The organism is Nocardioides sp. NPDC051685, from assembly GCF_044453405.1.
Taxonomy (GTDB): Bacteria; Actinomycetota; Actinomycetes; order Propionibacteriales; family Nocardioidaceae; genus Nocardioides.
In genome coordinates this window covers 420,223-434,483 of sequence record NZ_JBITCR010000002.1, presented here as the reverse complement: position 1 = coordinate 434,483, position 14,261 = coordinate 420,223, and the positions used below count along the sequence as shown (strand labels likewise).

Genomic DNA, 14,261 nt, shown 5'->3' with positions numbered 1-14,261 from the left:
ATGTCCGAAGAACTGCTCATGGTGCTGCTGGCCGACGCCCGGCTCCCGGTCGCCGGCCACACCCAGTCGGGTCAGCTGGAGGCAGCCGTACGCTCCGGCCTCACCGCCGAGCAGGTGCCCGTCTTCATGCGGTCACGGCTGGCCAGCGTCGTGCGGGTCGAGGCCGGCACGGCGGTGGTCGGGCTGCACCGGCTGCGCGCCGGGCTGCCCCTGGAGCCGGTCCTGGACGCCTGGGCGGCCCGCACCCCGGCGGCGCCGATGCGGGACACCTCGCGCACCCTCGGCAGAGCCCTGTTGCGGCTGGTCAGGCGGCTGTTTCCGGACTCGGTGCACGTCGCGGAGGTGGCCGCCCTCGAGCGGCCGTGCCGTCCGCTCGTGCTGGCCGCGGCGGCCGCCACCGGTGGCCTCGCGCCGGCGTCGCTGGCCCGGCTCGTGGCGTACGACGACCTGCAGACCGTCGCTGCGGCAGCCCTCAAGCTGCTGCCCCTCGACCCGCTCGATGCCACCTCGTGGGTCCACGACCTGCTTCCGGAGGCCGAGCGGCTCGCCGCCGAGGTCGCCCCGCTCACTACCCCCGACGACATCCCCGCGGCCAGTGCGCCCCAACTAGACCTGTGGGCCCAGGCCCACGCTCGTACGACCAGGAGGTTGTTCAGTGCCTGAAAACACGACCAAGAACGGCAGGGGACTGCGCATCGGTGTGTGCGGCCCGGTCGGGACCGGCAAGAGCTCGTTGATCGCACTGCTGTGTCGCGAGCTCTCCGCCGACCTGGAGATCGGCGTGGTCACCAACGACATCTACACCGACGAGGACGCCCGCTTCCTCCGCTCGGCCGGGGTGCTCGACCCGGCCCGGATCCGGGCCGTCGAGACCGGCGCGTGCCCGCACACCGCGATCCGTGACGACGTCACCGCCAACCTGATCGCCGTCGAGGAGCTGGAGGAGGAGTTCGCGCCGCTGGACGTGGTCCTGGTCGAGTCGGGCGGCGACAACCTCACCGCGACGTTCTCCCCGGCGCTGGTCGACACCCAGATCTTCTTGATCGACGTCGCCGGCGGCGGCGACGTCGCCCGCAAGGGCGGCCCCGGCATCGAGCGGGCCGACCTGCTCGTGGTCAACAAGACCGACCTCGCCCCGTACGTCGGTGTCGACCCGGCTGCGATGGTCTCCGACGCGGGGTCGGTGCGCGAGGGCCGCCCGGTCATCGCGCTCTCCCGCACCGACCCGGCCTCCGTCGAGGCGCTGATCACCTGGGTCAGGTCCGAGCTGGCCCGGCACCGCGGTGGTGCCCTGGTCCCGGCCGACCCGGGTCCGATGGCGCCGCACTTCCACGCCGACGGCACCAGCCACACGCACGAACACGAGCATGACCACCAGCACGCCTGAGCTGGCCAGCGGCTCCCTGACCCGGGTCCGGGTCGGGGCGGTCGCCGGCGGCCGGGTGCGGGTGGAGACCGGTGTCACCGCGCCGGCGACGGCGCCGGCGCTGCGGCCCATGCTGCTCGCCAGCGACGCCCGGTCGGCCCGGATCTCATTGGTCCCCGACGGCGCGATGCTCCTGGCCGGCGACCACGTCAGGGTCGAGGTCGAGGTGGGGGAGGGCGCGCGCCTGACCCTGGTCGAGCCCGCCGGGACGGTGGCCTATGACATGGACGGCGGCCACGCGTCGTGGTCCGTCCGGATCGCCCTCGCGGCAGGGGCCACCCTGGTCTGGGCCGGCGAGCCGTTCGTCGTCTCTGCCGGCGCCGAGGTCACCCGCGACACTCGCGTCACGCTCGGTCAAGACGCCCGGCTCGCCCTGCGCGAGACCCTGGTCCTCGGCCGTTACGGCGAACGCCCCGGCCGGGTGAGCACCACCTGGTCGGCCCACGATCACGACGGCCGCCCGCTCCTGGTCGAGTCGCTCGACCTGGATGCGAGCTCTATGGCCCCGGGCCTCCTCGGCCCGCACCGGGTGCTCGCGTCGGTCACGGCGCTCGGGCAGGAGATCGAGCCCGACGTCTGCCCGGACGGACGGCTCGACCTGGAGCACGGCGGAACGCTGTGGCGTCACCTGGCCGGTGAGGCCCACGAGGTCCCGACACAACCCTGGGAATGCGCCACGACTGGTTGAGGTTTCAACGGGCGTGACTGAGATCGAGTTCGGCCTGGACACCTTCGGCGGGGTCACTCGCGACGCCGAGGGCAAGCCGCAGCACCACGCGCAGGTGATCCGCAACATCGTCGAGGAGGGTGTGCTCGCCGACCAGGTCGGGCTCGACTTCTTCGGCGTGGGCGAGCACCACCGCCGCGACTTCGCCGTCTCCAGCCCGGAGATGGTGCTCGCCGCGGTCGCCTCCCGCACCGAGCGGCTGCGGCTCGGCTCCGCGGTGACCGTGCTCAGCTCCGACGACCCGGTGCGGGTCTTCGAGCGGTTCGCCACCCTCGACGCGGTCTCGAACGGCCGCGCGGAGATCGTCGCCGGGCGCGGCTCGTTCACCGAGTCGTTCCCGTTGTTCGGCTTCGACCTCGCCGACTACGAGGAGCTCTTCGAGGAGCGGCTCGAGCTGCTCGCCGCGCTGCTGAAGGAGGAGAAGGTCACCTGGGAGGGCCGCACCCGCGCGGCGCTCACCGACCAGGAGGTCTTCCCGCGCACCGAGAACGGGCTGACCGCCTGGGTCGGCGTCGGCGGGAGCCCGGAGTCCGTCGTCCGCACCGCCCGCCACGGCTTCGGCCTCTTCCTGGCGATCATCGGCGGACCGGCCGACCGGTTCGCGCCCTACATCGACCTCTTCGAGCGTGCCCAGGACGAGTTCGGCTCGCCGCGGCAGCGGGTCGCGGTCCACTCGCCAGGGTTCGTCGCCGAGACCGACGAGCTGGCCCGGGAGACGGTCTACGAGGGCTGGCTGGCGATGCGAACCCAGATCGGCCGCGAGCGCGGCTGGCCGCCGCCTTCGCCCGGTGACTTCGAGCGCGAGATCGAGGGCGGGTCCCTCTACGTCGGCTCGCCGGAGACGGTCGCCCGGAAGCTGGCCGGCACCATCAAGGTGCTCGGCGTCGACCGGTTCGACCTGAAGTACGACCAGGGCCGGGTCCGCCACGAGGACCTGATGGGCTCGATCGAGCTCTACGGCACCCAGGTCGTGCCGCTGGTCAAAGACATGCTGGGCTGACTCAGCCCAGCTCGTCAGCCCAGCCAGCCCGAGATCGGGTGGATCGCGAAGTAGACGGTGAACATGACCGCGACCAGCCACATCAGCGGGTGCACGGTCTTGGCCTTGCCGCGGACGACCTTGATGAGCACGTAGGCCAGGAAGCCGGCGCCGATGCCGACCGAGATCGAGTAGGTGAACGGCATCAGCGCGATCGTCAGGAACGCCGGGATGGCGATGTCCACATCGGCCCAGTTGATGTCCTTGACCTGCTGCATCATCAGGAAGCCGACCAGCACCAGGGCGGGCACCGCCGCCTCCGACGGGATGATCTCGACGAGCGGGGAGAGGAACGTGGTGAGCAGGAAGAGCACACCGGTGACGACCGCCGCCAGACCCGTGCGGGCGCCCTCGCCGACGCCGGAGGCCGACTCGACGTAGGAGGTGTTGGAGGAGACACCGCCGGCGCCACCGGCGGCAGCGGCCAGCGAGTCGACGACCAGGATCGAGCGCGTACGCGGCGGGGTGCCGTCCTCGCGGAGCAGCCCGGCCTCGGCGCCGATGGCGGTCATCGTGCCCATGGTGTCGAAGAAGTCGGCGAGCATGAGCGTGAAGACCAGCAGCACGGCGGTCACGATGCCGACGTTCTCGAACGAGCCGAGCAGGTTGAACTCGCCCAGCGTCGCGAACGAGGGCCAGTCGATGATCCTGTCGGGCAACGCCGGCACGTTGAGCGCCCAGCCGGTCGGGTTCTCGGCGCCGCCCCTGCCGACTCCGGCGGCCGCCTCGACGACGATGGCCAGCACCGTGGTCGCCGCGATCGAGATCAGGATCGCGCCGCGCACCTTGCGCACCCACAGGGTGATGATCAGGACGAGGCCGATGACGAAGACCAGCACCGGCCAGCCCGCGAGCTGCCCGGTCGGGCCCAGCTGCACCGGGACGGTCGTGTTCGCGGCGTCGGGGATGCGGCGTACGAAACCGGCGTCGACGAAGCCGATCACCGCGATGAACAGGCCGATCCCGACCGAGATCGCGGTCTTGAGCTCGCGCGGCACGGCATGGAAGACGGCCTCCCGGAACCCGGTCAGCACCAGCACGAGGATCACCAGACCCTCGATCACCACCAGCCCCATCGCGTCGGCCCACGTCATCTGGCTCGCGATCGAGAACGCCACGAACGCGTTGAGCCCGAGCCCGGTCGCCAGCGCCAGCGGATAGTTGGCCACGACGCCCATCAGGATCGTCATCACGCCCGCCACCAGCGCGGTGCCCGCCGCGATCGCGGCCAGGTTGTTGCCGTCGTTGCCGCCGAGGAGGTCGCCGTTCACGTCCTCCGCGAACCCGAGGATCAGCGGGTTCAGCGCGACGATGTAGGCCATCGTGAAGAACGTGACCACGCCACCCCGGACCTCACGCCCGACCGTGGAGCCGCGCGCGCTGATCTGGAAGAACCGGTCAAGAGCGTTGGTGTGTGATGGCGTCGAGGTGCTCACGCCCCGCATCTTCGCAGATGTCAGTTGATCGTTCTCACCGGGCAGCGGGCGACGCCGGCCTTCGCGATGCGTACGTCGGCGGTGACGAGGGTGAGGTCGTGTGACTCGGCGACGGCGACGTAGCCGGCGTCGTAGGCCGACAGGTTGCTGCGCAGCTCCCACGTTCGGTTCAGGCATGGGCCGGTGGGTGCGGTGATCACCGTGATCGCCTGGAGCCACTGCAAAGCGCGCTCTGCGTCCTGGTCGGTGAGCTTGCCGCCCAGGAGGAGCCCGCGGAAGACACTGAGCACCTCGGTGCGCCAGACCTCTGGGACGACCCATTCAGGGTCGTCGGCGAGAATCTTCGTCGCTGCGTTCACACGAGGGTCGGTGTCGGGGTCCGCGAAGAGAAGGGTGACCGCAGAGGCGTCGGGGACGATCACGCAGCGCCCTCGGTACGCTCGCCGCGGGCACTGTCGCGGGCGGCGAGCACATCCTCGGTGGTGAACTTCGAGTCGCCTCTGTCGGCGACCACGCGGTCGATCAGAGCCTGGTTGTTGGCGAAGGACGCCTCCCGCAGGACGACATCGCGCAGGTAGGAGTTCAGCGACTGGCCACGGTCCTTCGCGCGCCGGGCCAGGACGTCGCGTACGTCATCGGGGTGCGAGTTCATCTGAGGGTCGGGATCAACCTCAGGCGACGCTCAGGCGGTCCACTCGGGGTAGTCGGTGTAGCCGGCCTCGCCGCCGCCGTAGAAGGTCGACAGGTCGGGCTCGTTGAGTGGCAGGCTCTCCTCGAGGCGCCGCGGCAGGTCGGGGTTCGCGATGAACCTACGTCCGAACGCGGCCGCGTCGATCAGGTCGGCCTCGAGCAGGCGGGAAGCCTTCTCCGTGGTGTAGGCACCGGCGCCCACGATCGGCCCGGGGTGCGCGGAGCGAAGCTGCTTGCGGTAGTCGTCGGTCAGCTCCGGGCCGCCGGCCCAGTCGGGCTCGGAGAGGTGCAGGAACGCGATCCCGCGCTTGCCGATCTCGGTGGCCAGGTAGAGGCCCATCTCGGCGCCCTCGGGGTCCTCGAGGCCGTTGAAGGAGCCGATCGGGGAGATCCGGATGCCGACGTGCTCGGCGTCCCACTCGTCGACGACCGCGTCGAGCACCTCAAGCGTCAGCCGGGCACGGTTCTCCAGCGAGCCACCATAGGAGTCGGTGCGCTCGTTGCTGCTCGCGCTCGCGACCTGGTGCAGCAGGTAGCCGTGGGCGGCGTGGATCTCGACGAGGTCGAAGCCGGCCTCGCGGGCGTTGCGGGTCGCACGACGGTAGTCGTCGATCACTCCCGCGATCTCGGAGGTCTCGAGGGCGCGCGGCGTGGGGCAGTCGACCCGGGTGGGGGTGCCGTCCTCGCCGCGTACGGTCGTGCGGTTGCGGTAGGGGAGCGCGGAGGCGCTGACCGGGAGGTCACCGTCGTGGAACGACTCGTGGGAGACCCGGCCGGTGTGCCACAGCTGGGCGGCGATGCGGCCGCCGGCCTCGTGGACGGTGTCGGTGACGTGACGCCACCCCTCGACCTGCTCGGCCGAGTAGATGCCCGGGGTGTCCATGTAGCCCTTGCCCTGCGGGGAGATCTGGGTGCCCTCGGAGACGATCAGGCCCGCCGAGGCGCGCTGCCGGTAGTAGTCGGCCATCAGCCGGTTGGGAACGTCGCCCGGCTGCCCGGCGCGCATCCGGGTCAGCGGCGCCATCAGGACGCGGTTGGGGAGGGTCGTCGGACCGAGGCTCAGCTGGGAGAAGAGTGAGTCACGTCGCGCTCAACATAAGCGAGCGCTCATATTGTTCCCGGTGTGCGCGAAGTTTCCGAGCCGGCGATGACCAGCGCCCCCATGACGCCCGCGTTGTCGCCGAGCTCGCTCGGGACGACGTCGAGCGCGGCCGCGGTGTCGGGCTGGGTGAAGCGGTCGATGGAGTCCTTGATCCCGAGGACGAACGACTCCGAGTGCCGCATCGTGTCGCCGACCACGATCAGCGCGGGGTTGAGGTGGTTGCAGAGGTCGGCCAGCACCCGGCCGACGGCACGACCGGCGTCGTCGAGGATCCGGTTGACCCGGATATCGCCCTCCCGGGCGAGCTCGAGCAGGCGCTCGACGCTGAGCGTCTCCTCGTAGGCCGGCTGCAGCAGCTCGACCAGGCGGGAGCCGCCGAACGCCTTCTCCAGGCAGCCGCGGTTGCCGCACCGGCAGATCGGGCCGTTGTCCTCGAAACGTACGTGGCCGATCTCGCCGGCGATCCCGGTGATGCCGCGGTAGAGCTTGCCGGCGAGGACCAGTCCGGCGCCGATGCCGCTGGAGGCCTTGACGTAGATGACGTCGTCGACGTCGCGCGCGGCGCCGTACTCGATCTCGGCGAGCGCGCCGAGGTTGGCGTCGTTCTCGATCTGGACGGGGAGACCGATGCGGCGGGCGAGCTCCTCGCCCGGGGCCAGGTCCATCCAGTTGCCGAGGATGGGGGAGACGACGATGCCGCTGCGCGGGTCGACGGGGCCGGGGATCCCCATGCCGACGCCGAGGACACGGTCGGTCTTCGGGTCGATGCCCGCCTCGGCCATGCATTCGCGCACCAGCGCCGCGGCACGGTCGATGGTCTCGACCGCGGAGTTGTCGACGTCGAGCCGGATCTCGTGCTCGACGAGCGGCTTCGCGGCGAGGTCGGCGACCGCGACCCGCACGTGGCGGTGGCCGATGTCGACGCCGATGAGCGTGCCGGGAGAGCCACTGATGGTGAGGAGCGAGGGTGGGCGCCCGCCGCCGCGGGCCAGGGCGGCGCCGGTGGTCTCGACGATCTGCCCTGAGGCGAGCAGCTCCTGGACGATGCTCGACACGGTGCTGCGGGAGAGCCCGATGCGCTGGGCGAGCTCGGCACGGCTGACCGGCGCCGACCGTCCCAGCAGGTCCAGAACCTGGGAACGGTTGGCGGCGCGCAGCCGCGACTCCGGAGAGGTCATGCCGTGACTGTAGGGGATTATGTCGATTTGCGACAGATCTCAGGTTGAAAACGTCCTGCGTTATGCGTTGACTCGACAGAAAGGAGAAGCGTACGTTGTCCCGGCACGCGACCGTGAGTAACCCAGATCACACACCGACGTGGCGGTCGCGCAACCGGAGGATTCAAAGATGAACGCAACGCGTAAGGCCCTGGCCGCTGGCCTGGCCGCCCTGAGCCTGCTGGCGGTCTCCGCCTGCGGGAGCGACAGCGAGAGCGGCAGCACCGATGAGGTGGAGGTCTTCACCTGGTGGGCCGAAGGTAGTGAGAAGGCCGGGCTCGACGCCCTGGTCAAGGTGTTCGATGAGCAGAACCCCGACCTGAAGTTCGTCAACGGGGCCGTCGCTGGTGGCGCCGGGAGTGACGCCAAGAACGTGCTCCAGTCCCGCCTGCAGAACGGTGAGCCGCCGGCCACCTTCCAGGCGCACGCGGGTGCGGAGCTGACCGACTACATCAACGCCGGCCAGATCGAGGACCTCACCGACCTCTACGAGGAGAAGGGCTGGGACAAGCAGTTCCCCGAGGGCCTTCTCGACCGGCTGAAGCAGGACGGCGGCATCTACTCCGTCCCCTCGAACATCCACCGCGCCAACATGCTGTGGGCGAACCCGGCCGTCCTGAAGAAGGCCGGCATCGAGGCGAACAAGAGCTACGACTCGATGGACGCCTGGATCGCCGACCTGGAGAAGATCAAGGCCAAGGGCATCATCCCGCTCTCGGTCGCGACCGACTGGACGCAGGTCAACCTGCTCGAGACCGTGCTCCTCGCCGATCTGGGCGCCGAGGGCTACAACGGCCTCTGGGACGGCACCACCGACTGGGGCGGCAGCGAGGTCAAGGCCGCGCTGGAGCACTACAGCAAGCTCCTCTCGCTGACCAACACCGACCGCCAGGGTCTCGACTGGCCGGACGCGACGCAGCTGGTCATCGACGGTGACGCCGCGTTCAACGTCATGGGCGACTGGGCCGAGGCGGCCTTCCAGGAGCAGAAGAAGACCTTCGGCACCGACTACACCGCGGTCCCGGTCCCGGGCACCGACGGCGTCTTCGACTTCCTGGCCGACTCGTTCACCATGCCGGTGGACGGCCCCAACCCCAAGGGCACCGAGGCCTGGCTCGACACCATCGCCAGCGACGAGGGTCAGGTGGCCTTCAACAAGGCGAAGGGCTCGATCCCGGCCAGCACCACGGCCGACACCTCCTCCTTCGGTGACTACCAGCAGACCGCGATCAAGTCGTGGGGCGAGGACGAGATCGTCTCCTCGCTCGCCCACGGCGCCGCGACCTCGGTCAACTGGCTGACCGACATCACCTCCGCCGTCGCCAAGTTCGGTAGCAAGAATGACGTTGCCGACTTCCAGGAGGGCCTCGTCAAGGCCGCCGAGGACAACAAGCCCGAGTGACCTGGGCTCATCCGAGCCTGACGATCCACCCGGTCCGAGGGGCTGCGGCAGGCAGCATCCGCCGCAGCTCCTCGGCCGCCCTTTGTGAAAGGACGGACACATGTCCTCCACGGTGCCGAGCGCCGTCAAGCGACCACGTCGGGCCAAAGGCCGCATCGGCGGCCACGGCTGGGTCGCGCCCGTACTCCTGATCCTGCCGACCGTCATCGTCATCGGCGTCTTCGTCTACGGACTCATCGGGTCCAACATCAACACCTCCCTGCAGGACCGCCACCACATCGGGCCGTCCCAGGGCTTCGCCGGGCTGGACAACTACCGCGACCTGTTCACCGACGACGACTTCCTCTACTCGCTGCGCAACCTGCTGCTCTACACCGCGACGTTCCTGATCGGCACGCTGTGCCTGGGGTTCCTGTGGGCGTGGCTGCTGGAGCGCAAGGCCCGCGGCGAGTCGCTGTTCCGGGCCATCTACCTGTTCCCGATGGCGGTCTCGTTCATCGCCTCCGGTGTGGTCTGGCGCTGGCTGCTCAACAACGCCGAGGGCGACCGGGCCTCCGGGCTGAACCGCCTCTTCGGCAGCCTCCACCTCGACTTCCTGCAGAACCCGTGGTGGACCAACGAGCACTGGGGCATCCTCGCGATCGCAGTCCCCGCCATGTGGCAGCTCAGCGGCTACGTGATGGCACTCTTCCTGGCCGGTTTCCGCGGCATCCCCGAGGAGCTGCGCGAGGCGGCCCGGATGGACGGGGCCTCGGAGTGGCAGCTCTACCGCCACGTCATCTTCCCGCAGCTGAGCCCGGTCGCCCTCTCCGCGATCATCATCATCGGCCACATGTCGCTGAAGGTCTTCGACCTGATCATGGCCATCGCCGGACAGACGAACTACACGACCCAGGTCCCGGCCATCCAGATGTGGGTCGAGTTCACCCGCGGCGACTACGCCAAGTCGGCCGCAATCGGCACGATCCTGCTCCTCATCGTGGCCATCCTGATCGTTCCCTACCTCGTCTCCACCTACCGTCAGGAGCGTCGCCGATGACCACCGATGCCATCCCGGCAGCCGTCACGAGCCGGATCCCCGGCGAGCGCTCGCGGGCAGTCACCCGCACGATCAAGTACGTCCTGCTGATCGGCTTCGCGCTGGTCGTCCTGCTCCCGGCGTACGTCCTGTTCGTGACCAGCTTCAAGGGGCTCGGCGACGCCACCCCGGCCAACGCCTGGAAGCTTCCCGAGTCCTGGGAGACGGCCGGCTGGTCGCGCGCCTGGGAGCAGCTCGGGCCGGCCCTGGGGCGTACGTTCGCCATGGTCATCCCGGCCTCGATCATCTCCTCGATGCTCGGCTCGATGAACGGGTTCGTGCTCTCCAAGTGGCGCTTCCCGGGAGCCGACGTGGTGTTCACGCTGATCCTGTTCGGGATGTTCATCCCCTACCAGGCGGTGATGGTCCCGCTGGTCCAGCTGATGAGCAACCTCGGCATCCCGAACGGCGTCCCGAGCCTGATCGTGCTGCACGTGGTCTACGGTCTGCCGATCACGACGCTGATCTTCCGCAACTACTACGCCGGGGTCCCGATCGAGCTCGTCGAGGCCGCCCGGGTCGACGGTGCCGGGATGCTCCGGACGTACGCCTCGATCATCCTGCCCATCTCGGCGCCGGCCTTCGTGGTGGTGCTGATGTGGCAGTTCACCTCGGCCTGGAACGACTACCTGTTCGCGCTCTTCTTCTCGAGCTCGCGCAACGGGCCGGTGACGATCGCGCTCAACTTCCTGGCGAGCGGTCAGCTGCAGGACTACTCGGCCAGCATGGCGGGCGCGCTGATCGCGTCCGTGCCGACGCTGATCATCTACATCCTGCTCGGCCGCTACTTCGTGGGCGGGCTGATGGCGGGCTCGGTCAAGGGATGATCGACTCGGACGCCGAGTGCCGCCGGCTGGCCGGGTTCGCCCGGCCGTCGGCGGCCTCGCCGGCCGGGTTCTGGTGGCTGGACGAGTCCGGTCGCCCGGACCCGGCCGAGCCGGTGCACACCTGGATCACCGCCCGGATGACCCACGTCTTCGCGCTCGCCCACCTGCGCGGCGACGTCGACGACGCCGCCGAGCTCGCGGCGCACGGCATCCGAGCGCTCTCGGGCGCGCTGCGCGACGACGAGTTCGGCGGCTGGTACGCCTCGGTCTCCGGTGACGGCGAGCCGATCGGCACCCTCAAGGAGGCGTACGCCCACGCCTTCGTCGTCCTGGCCGCGAGCAGCGGCGTCGCGGCCGGTGTCCCCGGTGCGGATGCGCTGCTCGACGAGGCGCTGGGAGTCATGCAGCAGCACTTCCTCGACGACGCCGGCCGGGTGGTCGACAGCCTCGAGCGCGACCTGAGGACGGGGGAGGCCTATCGCGGGGCCAACTCCAGCATGCACACGGTGGAGGCGTTCCTGGCCGCGGGCGACGTCACCGGCGACACCGCCTGGCACCAGCGGGCGCTCGCGATCGCCGAGCACCTGATCCACGGCGTCGCCCGCTCCCACGGCTATGACCTGCCCGAGCACTTCGACCTCTCCTGGGCTCCGCTGCTCGACTACAACGCCGACCGCCCCGGTGACCCGTTCCGTCCCTACGGCTGCACTCCCGGCCACCTGTTGGAGTGGTCCCGGCTGCTGCTGCACCTGGACGCGAGCCTGTCGCAGGCGCCGGCGTGGCTGGTCGAGGACGCCCGGGCGCTCTTCGCGCGCGCGGTCGAGGTCGGCTGGATCGACTCCGGCGACGGGGCCGGTTTCGTCTACACGACCTCGTGGGACGGCACCCCGGTCACCCGGCTGCGGCTGCACTGGGTGGCCGCGGAGGCGCTCGCCTCGGCCGGCGCGCTGCACACCCGCACCGGCGAGCCGGTCTACGACGAGTGGCGTCGGCGGTTCGAGGACTACATCGAGACCCACCTCGTCGACCGCGAGCTCGGCAGCTGGCATCACGAGCTGGACGAGCACGACCGTCCCTCGCACGTGATCTGGCACGGCAAGCCCGACGTCTACCACGCCTACCAGGCCCTGCTGCTCGCCCGGATGCCGCTCGCTCCGGTGCTCTCGGTGCAGCTTCAGGCCGCCTGGAACGAGCGCCGGGAGAGCCCGAGGCCGTAGCCGTCCAGGGTCGTGGTGACCGGGGCCGTCGGGTCCGTGGCCGCGCCCAGGGTGACGAAGAGCGGGGTGAAGTGCTCGACGGTCGGGTGGGCGTACGGCATCCCGGGGGCGGCCGTGCGGAACCGGGCCAGCTCCGCGACGTCGCCGCGGTCCAGGGCGTCGGCGGCCCAGGAGTCGAAGTCGGAGGACCAGCCGGCGGGCTTGTTCTCGGTCATCATCTCGCGGGTGATGAAGGGCAGGCCGTGGGTCATGTGACCCGAGCCGACCACGAGCACGCCCTCCTCGCGCAGCGGCCGCAGCCGCTCACCGAGGGCGAGCAGCTTGTCGGGGTCCTCGGTGGGCAGGGAGAGCTGCACGACCGGGATGTCGGCGGCCGGGTACATGATCTTCAGCGGCACCCAGGCGCCGTGGTCGAGACCGCGGCGGTTGTGCTGGTGAGCGGTCTCGGTGTCGGGCATCAGCGCCGCGATGGTGCGGGCGAGCTCGCTCGCGTCCGGGGTGTCGTAGCGCACCGAGTGGTAGATCGGGTCGAAGCCGCCGAAGTCGTAGACCAGCTCGTCGGGGCGGGTCGCGCTGATCGAGAGCGGCGCCGACTCCCAGTGGGCGGAGATGACCAGGATCGCCTTCGGCCGGGGCAACGAGCGCGCCCAGGCGTGCAACGGGTCGAGCCACTCCGGGCTCTGCAGCGGCAGCGGGCCGCCGCCGTGGGAGAGGTAGAGGCTCGGCAGGGCACCGTCCGCCGGCGTCCAGACGCGGTGCGGGTCGACCGCCTCGCGTGCCTGGACGGCGCGCAGGTGCTCGGCGAACGGGTGCGTCCGGGGAAGGCGGGCGTCCGCGGTGGCGGTCGTGCTCTCGGGTGCGGTGGTCATGGGGTCTCCTGCGGGCCGGGCAATAGTTGTTGCTTGAACTAACTCTAGAGGACCGTCGTTTGTTCCGGGCAACTTTCTGCGGCACACTCCCTGGCGTGGAGGGCAACTGGCTGTCGCCGGCGGAGCGGGCGGCATGGGTCCGCCTCATCGCCGTGCTCGAGCTGCTCCCCGGCGCCCTCGACTCCCAGCTGCGCCGCGACGCCGGCCTGACCCACTTCGACTACGGCGTGCTGGCCATGCTCTCCGAGGCGCCCGAGCGCACCCTGCGGATGACCGAGCTGGCGGGCTTCACCAACGCGACGCTGCCGCGGCTCTCCAACGTCGTCAAGCGCCTGGTCGACCGCGGCCTCATCGAGCGGCACACCTGCGAGGGCGACCGCCGGGCGACCAACGTACGTCTCACCGAGGCCGGCCACGAGAAGATGGTCGCCTCCGCCCCCGGTCACGTGGACGCGGTGCGCGAGTACGTCTTCGACGCGCTGAGTCCGGAACAGGTCGACCAGCTCTCCGAGATCGCCGGGACCATCCTCGATCGCCTTGATCCGACCGGCGCGAGGAGACCGCCCATCGACCCCGAGGCGGGTTGAGTCATGCGGTTCGACGAGCGCTACGTCGCTCGGATCACCCTCGACCCCGGTCATGACACCGGTCGATATCCGTTCACGCTGCCCGCGGTTCGGGAGCTGGCCGGCGGAGCCGGGTCTCGCTCCACGAGCGCTCCCACGGCGAGTCGTTCCTCGACCTGGTGATGCACCGGTTCGGGCCAAACGGGCTCTACATCCTCGACGAACCCGAGGCTGCGCTCTCGGTCAAGGGCTGCCTGGCGCTGGTGGCCCGCATCGTCGAGCTCGCCGACGAGAGATCGCAGTTCGTCATCGCCACCCATTCCCCGATCCTGCTCTCGGTGCCGGGGGCGAAGATCCTGCAGTTCGATGAGGACGGGCGCATCACTCAGGTCGCCTACGACGACGCCGAACCGGTCAGCCTGACCCGGCGGTTCCTGTCGAACCCGGCGCGATATCTGCGGTACGTCCTGGAGGACTGAGGTCGGGTGGTCGGGTAGTGTCCGGGGCATGTCGAGTCCCGAGTCGGACAGGTCAGGGGCTGTCGGTCACACCGCCAGCCCCGTGAACCGCTGAGCACACCCGCCCGCCTTCCGCGTGGGTGAGTGCGGCGTACTCCGGGCCACCGGCCGTGGTGACCAGAAGCGTCCCTGTGACCTCTCACCTCG

Annotated in this window: 16 protein-coding genes and 1 pseudogene; 11 read left to right on the top strand and 6 right to left on the bottom strand. The window is 70.2% G+C overall.

Annotated features, from left to right (window positions below):
• From ACIA03_RS07210 to ACIA03_RS07195, 4 genes are read left to right on the top strand one after another with little or no spacing between them, the layout of a single operon-like run.
• Complete coding sequence (locus ACIA03_RS07210; RefSeq protein WP_396980693.1) at positions 1-663, top strand: urease accessory UreF family protein; 663 nt, start codon at positions 1-3, stop codon at positions 661-663.
• Complete coding sequence (gene ureG / locus ACIA03_RS07205) at positions 656-1,387, top strand: urease accessory protein UreG (RefSeq protein WP_396980691.1); 732 nt, start codon at positions 656-658, stop codon at positions 1,385-1,387. The genes ACIA03_RS07210 and ureG overlap by 8 nt, the downstream gene beginning before the upstream one ends.
• Positions 1,368-2,114 (top strand): urease accessory protein UreD, encoded by a 747-nt coding sequence (locus ACIA03_RS07200; RefSeq protein ID WP_396980689.1) that lies wholly within the window; start codon positions 1,368-1,370, stop codon positions 2,112-2,114. The genes ureG and ACIA03_RS07200 overlap by 20 nt, the downstream gene beginning before the upstream one ends.
• 13 nt (positions 2,115-2,127) lie before the next feature.
• The gene (locus ACIA03_RS07195) at positions 2,128-3,153 is read left to right on the top strand and encodes an Atu2307/SP_0267 family LLM class monooxygenase (protein WP_396980687.1); all 1,026 of its coding nucleotides are present in this window, start codon (positions 2,128-2,130) and stop codon (positions 3,151-3,153) included.
• Between the two features lie 14 nt (positions 3,154-3,167).
• On the opposite strand, the gene ACIA03_RS07190 is transcribed toward ACIA03_RS07195, so the two are convergent.
• From ACIA03_RS07190 to ACIA03_RS07170, 5 genes and pseudogenes are all read right to left on the bottom strand, one after another.
• Positions 3,168-4,637, bottom strand: a complete 1,470-nt coding sequence (locus tag ACIA03_RS07190) for an NCS2 family permease (protein WP_396980685.1) — start codon at positions 4,635-4,637, stop codon at positions 3,168-3,170.
• Positions 4,638-4,648: 11 nt separating this feature from the next.
• A complete protein-coding gene (locus ACIA03_RS07185; RefSeq protein WP_396980683.1) occupies positions 4,649-5,050 on the bottom strand; it encodes a type II toxin-antitoxin system VapC family toxin in 402 nt (133 codons plus the stop codon).
• Positions 5,047-5,280, bottom strand: coding sequence for an antitoxin (locus tag ACIA03_RS07180; protein ID WP_396980681.1), 234 nt, complete (start codon positions 5,278-5,280; stop codon positions 5,047-5,049). Before ACIA03_RS07180 ends, ACIA03_RS07185 begins: the two co-directional genes overlap by 4 nt.
• A 30-nt stretch (positions 5,281-5,310) precedes the next feature.
• Positions 5,311-6,390: pseudogene (gene nemA / locus ACIA03_RS07175) on the bottom strand (N-ethylmaleimide reductase); the annotation flags it as partial.
• Positions 6,391-6,425: 35 nt separating this feature from the next.
• A complete protein-coding gene (locus tag ACIA03_RS07170; RefSeq protein ID WP_396980679.1) occupies positions 6,426-7,598 on the bottom strand; it encodes an ROK family transcriptional regulator in 1,173 nt (390 codons plus the stop codon).
• 169 nt (positions 7,599-7,767) lie between these two features.
• On the opposite strand from ACIA03_RS07170, the gene ACIA03_RS07165 reads away from it, so the two are divergent.
• The 4 genes from ACIA03_RS07165 to ACIA03_RS07150 all read left to right on the top strand — a co-directional run bounded on the left by ACIA03_RS07165 (position 7,768) and on the right by ACIA03_RS07150 (position 12,161).
• Positions 7,768-9,039, top strand: coding sequence for an ABC transporter substrate-binding protein (locus ACIA03_RS07165; protein WP_396980677.1), 1,272 nt, complete (start codon positions 7,768-7,770; stop codon positions 9,037-9,039).
• A gap of 100 nt (positions 9,040-9,139) precedes the next feature.
• Positions 9,140-10,078 (top strand): carbohydrate ABC transporter permease, encoded by a 939-nt coding sequence (locus ACIA03_RS07160; protein ID WP_396980676.1) that lies wholly within the window; start codon positions 9,140-9,142, stop codon positions 10,076-10,078.
• Positions 10,075-10,944 (top strand): carbohydrate ABC transporter permease, encoded by an 870-nt coding sequence (locus ACIA03_RS07155; RefSeq protein WP_396980674.1) that lies wholly within the window; start codon positions 10,075-10,077, stop codon positions 10,942-10,944. The genes ACIA03_RS07160 and ACIA03_RS07155 overlap by 4 nt, the downstream gene beginning before the upstream one ends.
• Positions 10,941-12,161, top strand: coding sequence for an AGE family epimerase/isomerase (locus ACIA03_RS07150; protein WP_396980672.1), 1,221 nt, complete (start codon positions 10,941-10,943; stop codon positions 12,159-12,161). The genes ACIA03_RS07155 and ACIA03_RS07150 overlap by 4 nt, the downstream gene beginning before the upstream one ends.
• Here the strand turns inward: ACIA03_RS07150 and ACIA03_RS07145 are convergent.
• Complete coding sequence (locus ACIA03_RS07145; protein WP_396980670.1) at positions 12,119-13,030, bottom strand: dioxygenase; 912 nt, start codon at positions 13,028-13,030, stop codon at positions 12,119-12,121. The genes ACIA03_RS07150 and ACIA03_RS07145 overlap by 43 nt on opposite strands.
• Positions 13,031-13,125: 95 nt before the next feature.
• Here ACIA03_RS07145 and ACIA03_RS07140 point away from each other — a divergent pair, with 95 nt between their 5' ends.
• Genes ACIA03_RS07140 through ACIA03_RS07130 form a run of 3 tightly spaced genes read left to right on the top strand, consistent with a single transcriptional unit; the run spans position 13,126 to position 14,075 of the window.
• Positions 13,126-13,617 (top strand): MarR family winged helix-turn-helix transcriptional regulator, encoded by a 492-nt coding sequence (locus ACIA03_RS07140; RefSeq protein ID WP_396980668.1) that lies wholly within the window; start codon positions 13,126-13,128, stop codon positions 13,615-13,617.
• A 3-nt stretch (positions 13,618-13,620) separates the two neighbouring features.
• Positions 13,621-13,779 (top strand): hypothetical protein, encoded by a 159-nt coding sequence (locus tag ACIA03_RS07135; protein WP_396980666.1) that lies wholly within the window; start codon positions 13,621-13,623, stop codon positions 13,777-13,779.
• The gene (locus ACIA03_RS07130; protein ID WP_396981785.1) at positions 13,779-14,075 is read left to right on the top strand and encodes an AAA family ATPase; all 297 of its coding nucleotides are present in this window, start codon (positions 13,779-13,781) and stop codon (positions 14,073-14,075) included. The genes ACIA03_RS07135 and ACIA03_RS07130 overlap by 1 nt, the downstream gene beginning before the upstream one ends.
• Positions 14,076-14,261 lie beyond the last annotated feature (186 nt).

What these genes read in the sequence shown, in the direction of transcription:
- ACIA03_RS07210 (WP_396980693.1), top strand. Translation starts at nt 1, where the DNA reads ATGTCCGAAGAACTGCTCATGGTGCTGCTGGCCGACGCCCGGCTCCCG.
- ACIA03_RS07200 (WP_396980689.1), top strand. Translation starts at nt 1,368, where the DNA reads ATGACCACCAGCACGCCTGAGCTGGCCAGCGGCTCCCTGACCCGGGTC.
- ACIA03_RS07190 (WP_396980685.1), bottom strand. Translation starts at nt 4,637, where the DNA reads ATGCGGGGCGTGAGCACCTCGACGCCATCACACACCAACGCTCTTGAC.
- ACIA03_RS07180 (WP_396980681.1), bottom strand. Translation starts at nt 5,280, where the DNA reads ATGAACTCGCACCCCGATGACGTACGCGACGTCCTGGCCCGGCGCGCG.
- ACIA03_RS07170 (WP_396980679.1), bottom strand. Translation starts at nt 7,598, where the DNA reads ATGACCTCTCCGGAGTCGCGGCTGCGCGCCGCCAACCGTTCCCAGGTT.
- ACIA03_RS07165 (WP_396980677.1), top strand. Translation starts at nt 7,768, where the DNA reads ATGAACGCAACGCGTAAGGCCCTGGCCGCTGGCCTGGCCGCCCTGAGC.
- ACIA03_RS07160 (WP_396980676.1), top strand. Translation starts at nt 9,140, where the DNA reads ATGTCCTCCACGGTGCCGAGCGCCGTCAAGCGACCACGTCGGGCCAAA.
- ACIA03_RS07155 (WP_396980674.1), top strand. Translation starts at nt 10,075, where the DNA reads ATGACCACCGATGCCATCCCGGCAGCCGTCACGAGCCGGATCCCCGGC.
- ACIA03_RS07150 (WP_396980672.1), top strand. Translation starts at nt 10,941, where the DNA reads ATGATCGACTCGGACGCCGAGTGCCGCCGGCTGGCCGGGTTCGCCCGG.
- ACIA03_RS07145 (WP_396980670.1), bottom strand. Translation starts at nt 13,030, where the DNA reads ATGACCACCGCACCCGAGAGCACGACCGCCACCGCGGACGCCCGCCTT.
- ACIA03_RS07135 (WP_396980666.1), top strand. Translation starts at nt 13,621, where the DNA reads ATGCGGTTCGACGAGCGCTACGTCGCTCGGATCACCCTCGACCCCGGT.
- ACIA03_RS07130 (WP_396981785.1), top strand. Translation starts at nt 13,779, where the DNA reads ATGCACCGGTTCGGGCCAAACGGGCTCTACATCCTCGACGAACCCGAG.